The organism is Streptomyces sp. NPDC048643 (genome assembly GCF_040650615.1).
In the GTDB taxonomy this organism is placed as follows: domain Bacteria; phylum Actinomycetota; class Actinomycetes; order Streptomycetales; family Streptomycetaceae; genus Streptomyces.
This window is the reverse complement of record NZ_JBEZHO010000003.1, coordinates 1-13,887: the sequence shown is the minus strand read 5'-3', so window position 1 is coordinate 13,887 and position 13,887 is coordinate 1. Positions and strand designations below refer to the sequence as shown.

General features: G+C 71.4%; 14 protein-coding genes. 8 read left to right on the top strand and 6 right to left on the bottom strand.

Translation table 11 applies throughout. The annotated features are described in order from the left end of the window. Positions 1 to 164 precede the first annotated feature (164 nt). Positions 165 to 1,034 (top strand): alpha/beta hydrolase, encoded by an 870-nt coding sequence (locus tag AB0C62_RS03855; protein WP_362969483.1) that lies wholly within the window; start codon positions 165 to 167, stop codon positions 1,032 to 1,034. A 110-nt stretch (positions 1,035 to 1,144) separates the two neighbouring features. Here the strand turns inward: AB0C62_RS03855 and AB0C62_RS03850 are convergent, their stop codons facing one another. Beyond that, positions 1,145 to 2,041, bottom strand: coding sequence for an NYN domain-containing protein (locus tag AB0C62_RS03850; protein WP_351429834.1), 897 nt, complete (start codon positions 2,039 to 2,041; stop codon positions 1,145 to 1,147). A 225-nt stretch (positions 2,042 to 2,266) separates the two neighbouring features. On the opposite strand from AB0C62_RS03850, the gene AB0C62_RS03845 reads away from it, so the two are divergent. Beyond that, positions 2,267 to 2,419: a hypothetical protein gene (locus tag AB0C62_RS03845; RefSeq protein ID WP_106983652.1), complete on the top strand. Its 153-nt coding sequence runs from the start codon at positions 2,267 to 2,269 to the stop codon at positions 2,417 to 2,419. Between the two features lie 161 nt (positions 2,420 to 2,580). On the opposite strand, the gene AB0C62_RS03840 is transcribed toward AB0C62_RS03845, so the two are convergent. From AB0C62_RS03840 to AB0C62_RS03830, 3 genes are all read right to left on the bottom strand, one after another. Beyond that, positions 2,581 to 3,186 (bottom strand): MarC family protein, encoded by a 606-nt coding sequence (locus AB0C62_RS03840; RefSeq protein WP_164371912.1) that lies wholly within the window; start codon positions 3,184 to 3,186, stop codon positions 2,581 to 2,583. 365 nt (positions 3,187 to 3,551) lie between these two features. Further along, positions 3,552 to 4,409, bottom strand: coding sequence for a PHP domain-containing protein (locus AB0C62_RS03835; RefSeq protein WP_362969482.1), 858 nt, complete (start codon positions 4,407 to 4,409; stop codon positions 3,552 to 3,554). A gap of 179 nt (positions 4,410 to 4,588) precedes the next feature. Then, positions 4,589 to 5,230, bottom strand: coding sequence for a DUF6758 family protein (locus AB0C62_RS03830; protein WP_362969481.1), 642 nt, complete (start codon positions 5,228 to 5,230; stop codon positions 4,589 to 4,591). 162 nt (positions 5,231 to 5,392) lie between these two features. Here AB0C62_RS03830 and AB0C62_RS03825 point away from each other — a divergent pair, with 162 nt between their 5' ends. Then, positions 5,393 to 6,646 (top strand): MFS transporter, encoded by a 1,254-nt coding sequence (locus AB0C62_RS03825; RefSeq protein ID WP_362969480.1) that lies wholly within the window; start codon positions 5,393 to 5,395, stop codon positions 6,644 to 6,646. An 89-nt stretch (positions 6,647 to 6,735) separates the two neighbouring features. Here AB0C62_RS03825 and AB0C62_RS03820 read toward each other — a convergent pair whose 3' ends face one another. After that, positions 6,736 to 7,320, bottom strand: a complete 585-nt coding sequence (locus AB0C62_RS03820; protein WP_267048468.1) for a suppressor of fused domain protein — start codon at positions 7,318 to 7,320, stop codon at positions 6,736 to 6,738. Between the two features lie 620 nt (positions 7,321 to 7,940). On the opposite strand from AB0C62_RS03820, the gene AB0C62_RS03815 reads away from it, so the two are divergent. Together AB0C62_RS03815 and AB0C62_RS03810 are read left to right on the top strand one after the other, a co-directional pair. Continuing rightward, positions 7,941 to 9,053, top strand: a complete 1,113-nt coding sequence (locus AB0C62_RS03815) for a magnesium and cobalt transport protein CorA (RefSeq protein WP_362969479.1) — start codon at positions 7,941 to 7,943, stop codon at positions 9,051 to 9,053. A 24-nt stretch (positions 9,054 to 9,077) separates the two neighbouring features. Beyond that, positions 9,078 to 9,620: a hypothetical protein gene (locus tag AB0C62_RS03810; protein ID WP_362969478.1), complete on the top strand. Its 543-nt coding sequence runs from the start codon at positions 9,078 to 9,080 to the stop codon at positions 9,618 to 9,620. A 37-nt stretch (positions 9,621 to 9,657) separates the two neighbouring features. Here the strand turns inward: AB0C62_RS03810 and AB0C62_RS03805 are convergent, their stop codons facing one another. Beyond that, the gene (locus AB0C62_RS03805; protein ID WP_362969477.1) at positions 9,658 to 10,419 is read right to left on the bottom strand and encodes a hypothetical protein; all 762 of its coding nucleotides are present in this window, start codon (positions 10,417 to 10,419) and stop codon (positions 9,658 to 9,660) included. Between the two features lie 187 nt (positions 10,420 to 10,606). On the opposite strand from AB0C62_RS03805, the gene AB0C62_RS03800 reads away from it, so the two are divergent. Genes AB0C62_RS03800 through AB0C62_RS03790 form a run of 3 tightly spaced genes read left to right on the top strand, consistent with a single transcriptional unit; the run spans position 10,607 to position 13,768 of the window. Beyond that, positions 10,607 to 12,004, top strand: coding sequence for a CBS domain-containing protein (locus AB0C62_RS03800; RefSeq protein ID WP_362969476.1), 1,398 nt, complete (start codon positions 10,607 to 10,609; stop codon positions 12,002 to 12,004). Next, positions 11,994 to 12,590: a DUF1003 domain-containing protein gene (locus tag AB0C62_RS03795; RefSeq protein WP_362969475.1), complete on the top strand. Its 597-nt coding sequence runs from the start codon at positions 11,994 to 11,996 to the stop codon at positions 12,588 to 12,590. Before AB0C62_RS03800 ends, AB0C62_RS03795 begins: the two co-directional genes overlap by 11 nt. Before the next feature lie 44 nt (positions 12,591 to 12,634). Then, on the top strand, positions 12,635 to 13,768 hold the full coding sequence (locus tag AB0C62_RS03790) for an Mrp/NBP35 family ATP-binding protein (RefSeq protein ID WP_362969474.1): 1,134 nt from the start codon (positions 12,635 to 12,637) through the stop codon (positions 13,766 to 13,768). Positions 13,769 to 13,887 lie beyond the last annotated feature (119 nt).

Below are 13,887 nucleotides of genomic sequence, written 5' to 3'. Positions count from 1 at the left end.
CTGCCCGACGGCCCGGTCCCACCAACTGGTGGGACCGGGCCGTCGGCGTTTCCGGCCCCGGAGGGCGCCCGCCCGGGAGCGTGCCGCCCGGCCGCAGCCCGCCCGGGCCCGGTGCCCCTCACCTCCCCGAGCGGCCTTCACCGGTGCCCTATAGCCTCCTGTCCATGAGCAGGCCCTACACGTTCGTCCCGCCCGCAGGTGTCCACGCGTATCGCCTGGCGACCGCGCGCGGTGAGTTCGCCGTGCTCGACGCGGCGGCGGACGGGCCACCGAAGGGGACCGTGTTGCTGCTGCCCGGGTTCACCGGCAGCAAGGAGGACTTCGTCGCGCTGCACGCACCGCTCGCCTCGGCGGGCTACCGGACGGTGGCCGTCGACGGGCGCGGGCAGTTCGAGACCGCCGGCCCGCCCGACGACGAAACTCCTTACGCACAGGACGAGTTGGCGCGGGACGCGCTCGCGCAGGCCGCCGCGATCGGCGCCCCCGTCCATCTCCTGGGGCACTCTCTGGGCGGCCACATCGCCCGGGCGGCGGTGCTGATCGACCCGTCGCCGTTCCTCTCGCTGACCCTCATGGCCTCCGGCCCCGCGCAGATCTCCACGCCCCAGCAGCAGCGCGTGAAGCTGCTGCGGGACGCGCTCGCCGTGATGGACATGGACGAGGTATGGGAGGCGATCCGCGCGATGGAGCCGCCCGAGGAGACCGACACCGGCGGGCTCGACGCGGGGCTCGACGACCTCGCCGACCTGCGCCGCCGCTGGCTCGCCAACAGCCCGGCCCAGCTCGTCGCGACGGGACGCCAGCTCTGCACGGAACCCGACCGCGTCGCCGAACTGGCCGCCCTGCCGCTGCCCAAGCACGTGATATCCGGCGAGCACGACGACACCTGGCCGGTGCACCTGCTGGACGACATGGCCGTACGGCTCGACGCGCGGCGCACGGTCGTGGAAGGGGCGGAGCACTCCCCCAACACGGACCAGCCGCTGGAGACCGCCCGCGCCCTGGCCGCCTTCTGGGACACGACGGACGACTGACAGACGGCTGACCGGGACTGACGGACGGCTGACAGACGGCTGCGGCAGGACGTCTGCGCCGCGCGCCCACCCCGCCCTGCCGCGCCCCACCCCACCCCGCCCCGCCCCGCCTAGTACTGCGCCTGAAGGTGCTCCCAGAAGCCGTCCCGCAGCGAGCGGCGCAGGTCGGACTGTCCGCGCAGCGAGTACTGGAGGAGTCCCTCGGCCTCGACCAGCAGGTCCTGGTCAACCGATCCGGGGAGGTAGGGGTGGCCGGGCAGCAGCTCCACGAGGGACTCCCGGCCCCGCGCGGCGAGCCACTTCGCGGCGATCTGGGCGCCCACGAAACGCACGTCCTCCCGGCTGGGCCGGGCCGCCGCCGTCGGGTCGTACGACTGGGCGGTCCGGCGGGCCACGTACGGCTTGAAGAAGTCGAGGTCGAACGTCCGCTGGCTGTCGACCTCCCAGAGCAGCGGCTCCGCCTGGTTGCGGCCCTCGGGTGCCTCGATGCCCCAGAGGTGGACCCGGGCCCCGTACCCCTGCGCCGCCTCGACCGCGGAGACCAGGTCCTCGTCGCCGCCGAGCAGGGCCGCGTCACTGATGGCGCGATGCCGGGCGAGGGACTCCAGGTCGGACCTGATGAGTGAATCGACGCCCTTCTGCTGGTTGTTGGCGTTCAGGTTGCCCAACCTGACTTTCACGTCCGGGAGTTCGGCGATCGACTGCTGCTCCGAGGTGTGGATGCGGCGGCGGGCGCCGTCGTACCAGTAGACGCGGAGGAGCCGGCTGTCGGCGAAGATCGTGCGGGCCCGGTCGATGAGCGCCTCGATGAGGCCCTCAGTGTCGAGGTCGAACGAACGGCGGTCCTCCGTGCCGGCGACGAGCCGTCCCGCGGCCGCGTACAGATAGCCGGCGTCGACGAAGATCGCGTGCGTGGAGGGTGTCTTCGCCACCTCGGCGAGCATGCGCTGGAGCAGCTCGTTCGTGCGGTCGATGCGGGCGGCGAGCGCCGCGTGGTCGTCGTTCATCACGACCATTGTCCCGGCGGTCACGCTGCGAACACAACCGGCGGCGGTCAGTCTCCGCCACCCGGCTTACCGCTCAGTAATTAGGTTCTCGAAAAATTTCCTTAGCGTAGGGAATGTTTGTAACAAGCATCCCGTTGGATACATACGGAAGCCGGGACACCGATGCCGCGGCTTCCCATACAAGTAGTTCTCCTCAGGAGGATGACCAGACGAAGGGAGAAGCCCATGCGCTTCGAAATCATGCGACTCGACGATGTCGACGGAACCCCCGTGGACAGCACCGTCGTGGATGCCGCCTCCGTCAACAGGATCGTTCAGCAGGCCGCCGCCATCGGACAGCGCCTGTGGATCCGCCCCGCCGATTCGACCGCTTCGTAATACTTCCCGTAGTGCGAGGACGCGACCGGTGGCGCCGAGACGAGGCGCTGCGGACCGCGGCCGTTTATTGATGTAGAGACTTCGGAACCCCGTACGGCACGTATGCCGTACGGGGTTCTGCGTGTCCGGGGGGTGCGCGTCCGGAGCCGGGGCCCGGCGGCTCAGCTGCCCTGGATCACCTGGGTGACGCCGTTGATGATCTGCTGCACCGCGATCGCGGAGAGCATCATGCCCGCGAGCCGGGTCACGAGCACCACGCCGCCGTCCTTGATGACCCGGATGATCAGCAGCGAGTAGCGCATCACGATCCACAGCACGACGTGGATCGCGAGGATCGCGGTCCACACCGAGACCTGGGTGGCGACCGTGTCGGCCTTCTGCACCGCGAGGATCACGGACACGATCGCTCCGGGCCCGGCGAGCAGCGGCATGCCGAGGGGGACGAGGGCGACGTTGACGTCCTTGGTCTGCTTCGGCTCGTCGGTCTTGCCGGTCAGCAGGTCGAGGGCGATGAGCAGGAGCAGCAGTCCGCCCGCGATCATCAGCGCGGGCACGGAGACGTGCAGGTAGTTCAGGATCTGGTGGCCGAGGAGCCCGAAGACGGTGATGACGCCGCCGGCGACACAGACCGCCTGGAAGGCCATCCGGCGCTGCACCTTGGCGGGGCGGCCGGCGGTGAGCGCCAGGAAGATCGGGGTGATCCCGGGGGGATCCATGATGACGAAGAGCGTGAGGAAGAGGGAGCCGAAGACGGCGACGTCGAACATGGTGAGGAAGAGCCTTGCGCGTGGTGAGCGGGGGCGGACGGGTGTTCCGTCCGCCGGGGTGGGCGGGCGTCCCGCGGGCGGGACGGGGACCTGGCGCGTACGAGCCGCGTACGAGCGCCGGGCGGCGGGGCCGGACCGGCACCGGAGGTCTTGTGCGCCTCGACACGACACCGGCCCTCGGGGGCAGGCGTGCGGCGGGGCGGCACGGACCGTCCGGGACCGACGGGGCGCCTACAACGAAGGACCGCGCGGTACGGCGGATGCGCCGTGACGGTGGGGATCCGGTTCAGGTCGGTCGCGCGTGGGCGACCGGTGGCCGGCGGGTGTCCGCCCGCCGTTCCGGACCGGGAGGGGAGCCTCCGGGATCAGGCTCCGCCGGCGCCCGGGACGGGGAACGCCCCGGTGGATCGGCGGGTGATCTCTCCGTAGACCTCGGGGTCGGTGGTGAACTCGCCGAGCACGCAGGTCTTGCGGCTGCCGTGGTAGTCGGACGAGCCCGTGGTGAGCAGCCCCAGTTCGGCCGCCAGGCCGCGCAGCCGGGCGCGGGTGGACGGCTCGTGGTCCATGTGGTCGACCTCGATGCCGTCGAGTCCGGCCGTGGCGAGCTCGGCGATCACCGAATCGGGCACGGTACGGCCCCGCTTGGCGGCCGCGGGGTGCGCGAAGACCGTGACGCCTCCGGCTCCCTTGACGAGCCGGATCGCCTCGAAGGGGTCGGTCTCGTGCTTGGGGACGTAGGCGCGGCCGCCGTCGGCGAGCCATTCCTCGGTGAAGGCGTCGGAGACGGTGTCGACGACGCCCAGTTCGACGAGTGCGGAGGCGATGTGCGGGCGGCCGACGGACCCGTCGCCCGCGATGCGCGCCACCTGCTCCCAGCTGATCGGCACGCCCGCGTCGCGGAGCCTGCCGATCATGGCCTGGGCGCGCGGCACCCGGTCGTCCCGCACCAGTTCGCGCTCGGCGAGCAGGGCGGGCTCCTCGGGGTCGAAGAGGTAGGCCAGCATGTGCATGCTGATGCCGTCGACGCGGCAGGAGAGTTCGGCGCCGGTGACGAGGGTCAGCCCCTCGGGCAGCGCGGCAAGGGCCTCGGCGTATCCGCGGGTGGTGTCGTGGTCGGTCAGCGCGACGACGTCCAGCCCTGCGGCGGCCGCGTTGCGCACCAGCTCGGCCGGGGTGTCCGTGCCGTCGGACGCGGTGGAGTGGGCGTGCAGGTCGATGCGCACTACGCGGACTCCAAGCGGTGACGGGTCGGACGGGGACGCTCAAGGATAACGGGAATCCGGGGCACTCCTGTCACACCCGAACCGGCCGAGCACCCCCTACCGTCCGCACCCGCGTGCCGGGCCGCGACAAGGCGTCCCCGGACACCGAAGCCCGGAGCGGGAGCCCCTCGGGGAAGGCTCTAGGGCTCCAGGATCCGCGGGGACAGTGCCCCGCAGGGCAGCAGATCGACCTCCGCGCCGGCGTCCCGCAGATCCGTCAGCACGAGTTCGTCGTACATCAGCAGTCCGGTCTGCTCGGGCCAGACGACGGCCCACAGCCACATCCCGAGGGCCTCGCCCGCGAAGACGGCGCGGTCGCCGGGAGCGCTGGGCACGTGCCAGAGCGGGGTGGGACGGCCGGCCGCGAGGACCTTCGCCTGAGGGGGCTTCTCGACGTTCATGTAGGGGCCGGGGTCCGGTCCGTCGACGCCCGCGTACCGCGCGCCGAGGCCCACGCCGAGTTCCTCGGCGACCAGGATCAGCTCGCCCATGCCGCCGAGGGGTCCGGGGCCCGAGCAGGCGACGGCGGTGGCCCGGCCTCCGCTGCGGTCGTCCCCGGCGAAGGAGGCACCGGTGAACAGCCAGCCGACGGGCAGCGGCCAGGGCATCCACACCGGCACCCGGGCGCGGTGCACGACCACACCGAGGGCCTCGACGCTAGGCGGGATCACGGGCTGCAGCGGATGCACCGTGCCGTGCACATCGCACTGCCACGAGTCGGCAAAGAGGCCGGGAGCCCTGACCCGGCCACCACACTTCGGGCAACTGGGTTCGCCCCTCATAGGGTCCAACGGTCCTCCCCGTCCTTCCTCGCGTCAAGGACGATCACCCGTCCGGCGTGTGCCTGACACGACAAAACTGCGTGTACCTTGCATTAATTAGGCCACCTAACTTATCGTGTGTATAGCACAACGATCTGGCCGGTACGCAGTGAAGGAGCGGGCATGATCAGCACCTCGGAAGCCCCCGCCGAAGGGGACACGTTCGACGCGGGCGCGGGTGGCCTCCTGCGCCAGCCCAAGGCCGTCTGGGCGACGGCCGGCGCGTCCGTCGTCGCCTTCATGGGCATCGGGCTCGTCGACCCGATCCTGCCGTCCATCGCCAAGGGCCTCGAAGCGACCCCGAGTCAGGTGTCGCTCCTCTTCACCTCGTACTTCCTGATCACCGCCGTCGCCATGCTGGTCACCGGCTTCGTCTCCAGCCGCATCGGCGGCAAGAAGACCCTGCTGCTCGGTCTCGCGCTCGTCGTGGTCTTCGCCGGACTCGCGGGCACCTCCGGGTCGGTCGGTGAACTGGTCGGCTTCCGCGCGGGCTGGGGTCTCGGCAACGCGCTGTTCGTCTCCACGGCCCTCGCCGTGATCGTCGGCGCCGCGGCCGGCGGCAGCGCGGCGGCGATCCTGCTCTACGAGTCCGCCCTCGGCCTCGGCATGGCCTGCGGCCCCCTGCTGGGCGCGCTGCTCGGTGACGCCAGCTGGCGCTACCCCTTCTTCGGCACCGCGTTCCTGATGGCGATCGGCTTCCTGTGCATCACGGTGTTCCTCAAGGAGCAGCCGAAGCCCGCGCGCAAGACCTCCCTGCTCGACCCGTTGCGCGCCCTCGGACACGGCGGCCTCGCCTCCGCGGCGACGTCGGCGTTCTTCTACAACTACACGTTCTTCACCGTGCTGGCCTTCACCCCGTTCGTGCTGAACATGACGCCCTACAAGTCGGGCGCGGTGTTCTTCTGCTGGGGTGTGCTGCTCGCGGTCTTCTCGGTGATCGTGGCGCCGCGCATGCAGGCGCGGTTCGGCTCGCTCAAGGTGCTCGGCGGCTCGCTGGTGCTGCTCGCGGCCGACGTCCTGGCCCTCGGTTACGGCGACCACACCACCGCGATCGTCTGCACGATCCTGTCCGGCGCCTTCATCGGCGTGAACAACACCGTCTACACGGAACTGGCCCTCGGGGTCTCCGACGCGCCGCGACCGGTGGCGAGCGCCGGCTACAACTTCGTGCGCTGGTTCGCGGCGGCCGCGGCACCCTACTTCGCGCCGAAGATCGAGGAGTGGACGAACATCCGCATCCCGTTCGTGGTGGCCGCCGTCACCGCGCTGCTGGGCGCCGTGGTGGTCCTCGTCCGGCGACACGCCCTCACCCATGAGGCGCAGGAGCTGGAACCGGCCCACGCCACCGAGGACGGCGTCACGGTCTTCGCGAACTGACCCGACCGGGCGGTCCGGTCGGCAGACCGGACCGAGGTCACCGACTCACTTGAGGGGCAGAGCAGTTGACGTCTCGTCAGGCTCGGGGATCAGTCGAGCGGAACGGACTTGCGCAGCGGATCGCGCAGGTCCGTTCCGCCGTTCAGCCAGCGCTCCTGAAGGGCGGCGGCGCCGTGCACGCGCTTCCAGGCCGCCTCGTTCGGGGTCATGGGGAGCAGCGGCAGGAACCGCACGGGATCGGCCGGCTCGTCGAGCTCCAGGTCCTCCACCAGGCCGCCGGACTCCGCGACCAGGACGGAGGTGAACGGCGCGCCGGGCCACAGGGGTTCCCCCACGTCGAGGGAGGCGCCGGGGGCCACGATCAGGCCCTCGACCTGCGGCGAGGCGGCGAGGACGGCCAGCGGGCGGAGCACCTTGTCGGTGTCGGCGCCGGCCGGGCGGACCGAGAGGATCAGCTCGGCGCGCGGGCCCTTCACCGGGTCGGCGAGCGCCGCGGTGGGGTCGGCCATCGGCTGGGCGGACATGCCGAGCGTGGCGTAGCGGACGACGTCGCCCTCTGTGAAGCGCACCACCTCGATGCGGTCGGTGCCGAGGAAGGTGACCGCGGCGCGCGCGTCGGGTTCGCCCAGCGCGGAGCGCAAACGGGCCTCGACCAGGGGAAGAACATCTGCCATGCGCCGAGCATAGGCGGGGCCGCCCGCCAGGGCGGGCACCGCACCCCGTGGTCAACAACGCGCAAAGCTGCGCCTTGACACATCGGTGCGCTGATAGTCTTGGCCGCTGGTCGGAGCAGCTCGTATCGGACGCACCCCTCATGCCCTCATGGCGCTGCGGGAGTTGGCCCCGAAAGCTCCGACGCACTGAGACTGATCTGACTCCCCTTCGGAGGGAGACAGACTCCCCTTCGGGGGATGGCTCGTCCCCCACGGGGGACCGACCGGAGGAGGTGGGGCTGCAATGGATCGAAGTCGATCGTGCAGTACCACCCGCTCTTCCTGTCGCTGAGTCCGTAGCTGGTCCCGCTGGTCTTTCAGCCCTGCCGGCTGCCGCCTCCCGCAATCGTGTGCATACGTGTCAGCGTTGCCCGGTGCACCACGGAAGAGCGCTTCGTTTCCGCCTGATCTGTCCGATCTGAACCCCTGATCTGTCCGATCTGAATCAGTAGCGAAGCTGCCACCGCGACGGTGCGGTGCTCCCCGCTTTGTGGACGTGCCAAACATCCGCAGTCAGGACGTCCCCATTCCGGGTAGTTCCACCCGTCGCAGGCCGCCTCCGTTGCGAAAAGGAGCCTGCCATGTCGATGATCCGTGACCTGCGCGCCGCGGTCCGCCCGCGCCCCCCGCTGCGCAAGGACAGTGGCTCGTACGACACCACCCGTGACCCCGGCACCCCGTCGGCCGTCGTCGACTGCGCCGTCTACCGCGACGGCGCCCGCGTCGAGACGCGCACGCCGCTCACCCCGCACGAGGCGATGCGCCAGGTGCGCCGCGACGGCGGGTTCGTGTGGATCGGTCTGCACGAGCCCACCGAGGACGAATTCGCCGGTATCGCCAGGGAGTTCGGCCTGCACCCGCTGGCCGTCGAGGACGCCGTCCAGGCCCACCAGCGCCCCAAGCTGGAGCGCTACGACGACTCCCTGTTCACCGTGTTCAAGACCATCCACTACGTCGAGCACGACCGGCTCACCGCGACCAGCGAGATCGTCGAGACCGGTGAGGTGATGTGCTTCACCGGTGGGGACTTCTTCATCACCGTCCGGCACGGCGGGCAGGGCTCGCTGCGCGCGCTGCGGCACCGGCTCCAGGACGACCCCGAACTGCTCTCCAAGGGCCCCTCGGCGGTGCTGCACGCGATCGCCGACCACGTCGTCGACGGGTACATCGCGGTCGCGGACGCCGTGCAGGACGACATCGACGAGGTCGAGACCGAGGTGTTCTCGCCCGGCCGCAAGGGCACCCCGCGCGGCACGGACGCCGGGCAGATCTACCAGCTCAAGCGCGAGGTGCTGGAGTTCAAGCGGGCGGTGTCGCCGCTGCTGCGCCCGATGCAGCTGCTGAGCGAGCGGCCGATGCGGCTCGTCGACCCCGACATCCAGAAGTACTTCCGCGACGTCGCCGACCACCTCGCGCGCGTGCAGGAGCAGGTCCTCGGCTTCGACGAACTGCTCAACTCGATCCTCCAGGCCAACCTCGCGCAGGCGTCCGTCGCCCAGAACGAGGACATGCGCAAGATCACGTCCTGGGCCGCGATCATCGCCGTACCGACGATGGTCTGCGGTGTGTACGGAATGAACTTCGAGCACATGCCCGAGCTGCACTGGCGCTACGGCTACCCGGTCGTCATGTGTGTCACGGTCGGGCTCTGTCTCTCCATCCACCGCATCCTGAAGCGCAACGGCTGGCTCTAGGAGGGCCTGGATAGGCTGGGCCCCATGACGCACGAGCTGCTCGACCGGGCCCTCATCGAGGAGGCCACCAAGAAGTCCGGGCTGATCTGGGTGCGCGGCGGCAGCCTGCCGGCGCATCCCGGTCCGGGCCACGAGGTGCCCACCCGTCCGCTCTGGCACGTGTGGGCCGACGGGGCCGCCTTCCTGGTCGGCGACGGACCGGGCGAGCAGCCGCTGCCCGACCTCGCCGACGGGGGCGACGCGGTCGTCACCGTTCGCAGCAAGGACAAGGGGGGACGGCTCGTCTCCTGGTCCGCCCGCGTCACGGAACTCGCGCCGGGCACCCCGCAGTGGGAGACCGCTGTCGGCGAGCTGAAGGGCAAGAGGCTGAACGCGCCCGACGGCGAGGCCATGCCCGAGCGCTGGGCCCGCGAGTGCCGGCTCGTCCGTCTGGAGCCGACCGGCGCGACCGGCGGACTGCCCGACGGATCGCTCGCGCAGCGGCCGGTGCCGACCTCGGCGACCACCCGCCAGGAGATCCCCGCCGCGCTCCCGCGCCTCCTGCTGAAGCGTCGAAAGCGCCGCTGACGACCGGGAGCGGGCGCGGGTGCGAGACCGGCGCGGACTACGAGGTGGGCAGTTGCTGCCCGTAGTCGACCGTCTCCTTCTCCGAGGGCTCCTCCAGCGGGAAGTCCTTGCCCCAGTCGGTCAGCCGGAGCGTGCCGGCGTTGCCCGCGCGGACCAGCAGCAGCGGGTACGGGGTGCCCTTCAGCGAGACGTCCAGGGCGCCGCCGGAGCCCTTGTCGCCGGTGATGCGGATGGTGGGGACCCCGGACTGCTCGTGGTGCCCGTCCGTGGCGAGCGCGCCGTGCAGGCCGAGCAACCCGTCGAGCAGGACGTCCTTGTCGGTGAAGCCGCTGAACCGCTTGTACGCGGGGTCGCCGGTCGGCACCTTCACGTACATGCCCTCCAGCTTGTCGGCCGCGGCCGTGTCCCCCTGCTTGTCGCCGTTCTTGTCGTCCTCGTGCGCCCAGAACTGCGCGTCCGCCTTGAGGAAGAGGTGCTCGCCGACCCGCAGCAGCCGGAAACTGGCGCCCTTGGAGGTGACCGAGCCGGTGCCGCCGTCCGACTTGAGACGCATGTCGAGGGTGTACGTGGTCCCGTTCGACACGACGGTCCCGGACAGCCGTACGGTCTTCGCGTCCTCGGCGGCCTTCTTGGTCTTCGCCTGGATGGTCGCGGCGGGCAGCTTGCCGACCCCGTTCGTGCCCGCGTCCGGGTCCTCACTGCCGCACCCCGTCAGCCCCGCCATCCCTGTCACGGCCAGGGCGCACACCGCGCTCACCATCGCGACTCTGCGGGTACGGCCCGGGGGAATTGCAGTCACAGGTGGGGCTGCCTTTCGTGCGCGGTGCTGGGCGGCGTACGGCAGCGTACCGGTGCCGCGCCCGCCCGGCGGAGGCAGTCCGTCCGGACCGCCCACCAGGGCGTATCCGACCGGGACGGGCTAGCCTGAAGCCCACCCGAGCGGACAGACCGGCACAGAACGCTTCGAAGCGAAGGAGGTGCGGGCAATGGCCGCAGGTGCCCCCCGGATCTTCGTCTCGCACCTGGCCGGCGTCGCCGTCTTCGACCCCAACGGCGACCAGGTGGGCCGCGTGCGGGACCTCGTCGCCATGCTGCGCGTGGGCCGGCGGCCGCCCCGGCTGCTCGGCCTGGTCGTCGAACTGTCCACCCGCCGCCGCATCTTCCTGCCCATGACCCGGGTGACGGGCATCGAGTCCGGCCAGGTCATCTCGACCGGCGTCCTGAACGTCCGCCGCTTCGAGCAGCGGCCCACCGAACGGCTCATCTTCGGCGAACTCCTCGACCGGCTCGTGACCCTCGTCGAGACGGGCGAGGAGGTCACGGTCCTCGACCTGTCGATCCAGCAGCTGCCGGCCCGCCGCGACTGGGAGATCGACCGGGTCTTCGTGCGCAAGGGCCGCAGCGGCCCCTTCCGGCGCACCAAGGGCGAGACGCTGACCGTCGACTGGTCCGCCGTCACCGGCGTCGCGCTGGAGGAGGACGGGCAGGGCGCGGAGAGCCTGCTCGCCACCTTCGAGCAGCTGCGCCCGGCCGACCTGGCGAACGTCCTGCACCACCTGTCGCCGAAGCGGCGCGGCGAGGTGGCCGCGGCCCTCGACGACGACCGGCTCGCCGACGTGCTCGAAGAGCTGCCCGAGGACGACCAGATCGAGATCCTCGGCAAACTCAAGGAGGAGCGCGCGGCCGACGTGCTGGAGGCGATGGACCCCGACGACGCCGCCGACCTCCTCGCCGAGCTGCCCGCCGAGGACGTGGAGCGGCTGCTGACGCTGATGCGGCCCGGCGACGCGGCCGACGTGCGCCGGCTGATGGCGTACGAGGAGCGGACGGCGGGCGGCCTGATGACCACCGAGCCGATCGTGCTGCGGCCCGACGCGACCGTCGCCGACGCGCTGGCCCGGGTCCGCAACCCCGACCTCTCGCCCGCGCTCGCCGCCCAGGTCTACGTGTGCCGCCCGCCGGACGAGACCCCGACGGGCAAGTACCTGGGCGCGGTGCACTTCCAGCGGCTGCTGCGCGACCCGCCGTTCACGCTGGTCGGCTCGCTCGTCGACGACGACCTCCAGCCGCTCGCGCCGGAGGACGAACTGCCTGTCGTCGCCGGGTTCTTCGCCACGTACGACATGGTCGCGGCGCCCGTCGTCGACGAGAGCGGCTCGCTGCTCGGCGCGGTGACCGTGGACGACGTACTGGACCACATGCTGCCCGACGACTGGCGGGAGACGGAGTTCCACCTCGACGAGAGCGTCCCCGAGGACGTGCAGCACGCCGTCCGCGACGACGAGGCGTCGGACGGCGCCCGCAGTGAGGGCGGCCGGACGGGCGCGGACCCCGCAGCGGGGCCGGGCGGCGCTTCCGGCCGAGGGGGACGCCATGGGCGCTGACCGCGAGACACGGGAGCGGGCCGCCACCGGGGCCACCGCGGCCCCCCGGCACCGTGGCCGGCTCGACCAGCCGATGCCGCCGCGCCGCCGGTTCCTGCCCGAGTGGGACCCCGAGGCCTTCGGACGGCTCTCGGAGCGCATCGCCCGCTTCCTCGGCACCGGACGGTTCATCGTCTGGATGACGATCGTCATCATCCTGTGGGTCGTGTGGAACATCTTCGCCCCGGGCGGCCTGCGCTTCGACAGCTACCCGTTCATCTTCCTGACCCTGATGCTGTCGCTCCAGGCCTCCTACGCCGCCCCGCTGATCCTGCTCGCGCAGAACCGGCAGGACGACCGCGACCGGGTCAACCTCGAACAGGACCGCAAGCAGAACGAACGGTCCATCGCGGACACCGAGTACCTCACCCGCGAGATCGCCGCGCTGCGGATGGGCCTCGGCGAGGTCGCCACCCGCGACTGGATCCGCTCCGAGCTCCAGGACCTGGTCAAGGAGCTGGAGGAGCGGTACGCGGAGGGTCCCGGGGACTCCCGGGTCGTATTCCCGGCGGAACGGTCGCGGGCACGTGACGTAGACGACCGGTGACGGGGCTTTCCCGGGCCCATGGGGAGCGCCGTACCATCGTCCCTATGGCTACGGAAGACGCGGTGCGTGAAGCACTGGCGACGGTGAACGACCCCGAGATCAACCGACCCATCACCGAGCTGGGGATGGTCAAATCGGTGGAGATCGGCGCGGATGGCACGGTCGCGGTCGCCGTGTACCTGACGGTCTCCGGCTGCCCGATGCGCGACACGATCACCCAGCGCGTGACGGACGCGGTCGCGCGCGTCGAGGGCGTCACCGCCGTCGAGGTCGAACTCGACGTGATGAGCGACGAACAGCGCCGTGAGCTGGCGACCGCGCTGAAGGGCGGCACCCCCGAGCGCGAGGTGCCGTTCGCCCAGCCCGGCTCGCTGACCCGCGTCTACGCGGTCGCCTCCGGCAAGGGCGGTGTCGGCAAGTCCTCGGTCACCGTGAACCTGGCGGCGGCGATGGCCGCCGACGGCCTCAAGGTCGGTGTCGTCGACGCCGACATCTACGGCCACTCGGTACCGCGCATGCTCGGAGCGGACGGCCGTCCGACCCAGGTCGAGAACATGATCATGCCGCCGTCCGCGCACGGCGTGAAGGTCATCTCCATCGGCATGTTCACCCCGGGCAACGCGCCGGTGGTGTGGCGCGGCCCGATGCTGCACCGCGCCCTCCAGCAGTTCCTGGCGGACGTGTACTGGGGCGACCTCGACGTCCTGCTCCTCGACCTTCCGCCGGGCACGGGCGACATCGCGATCTCCGTGGCGCAGCTCGTCCCGAACGCCGAGATCCTCGTCGTGACGACTCCTCAGCAGGCGGCGGCCGAGGTCGCCGAGCGCGCCGGCTCGATCGCGGTGCAGACCCACCAGAAGATCGTCGGTGTCGTCGAGAACATGTCCGGGCTGCCCTGCCCGCACTGCGGCGAGATGGTCGACGTGTTCGGCACGGGCGGCGGCCAGTCGGTCGCCGACGGCCTGACCCGCACCACCGGCGCGAGCGTCCCGGTCCTCGGCTCCATCCCGATCGACGTCCGCCTGCGCGAGGGCGGCGACGAGGGCAAGCCGGTGGTCCTGACCGACCCCGACTCCCCCGCCGGCTCCGCCCTGCGCGCCATCGCGGGCAAGCTCGGCGGCCGCCAGCGCGGCCTGTCGGGCATGTCGCTGGGGATCACCCCGCGCAACAAGTTCTAGGGGCCCGCGCAGGGATCCCGGTACGAAGGAGGGGCGCCGTCCGCCGCCAGGTCGGTGTGGGTGGGGATGGGCGTGCAGATCACCGCGATGACGGCGCCGGTGGCGTCGAGCAGGGCCCC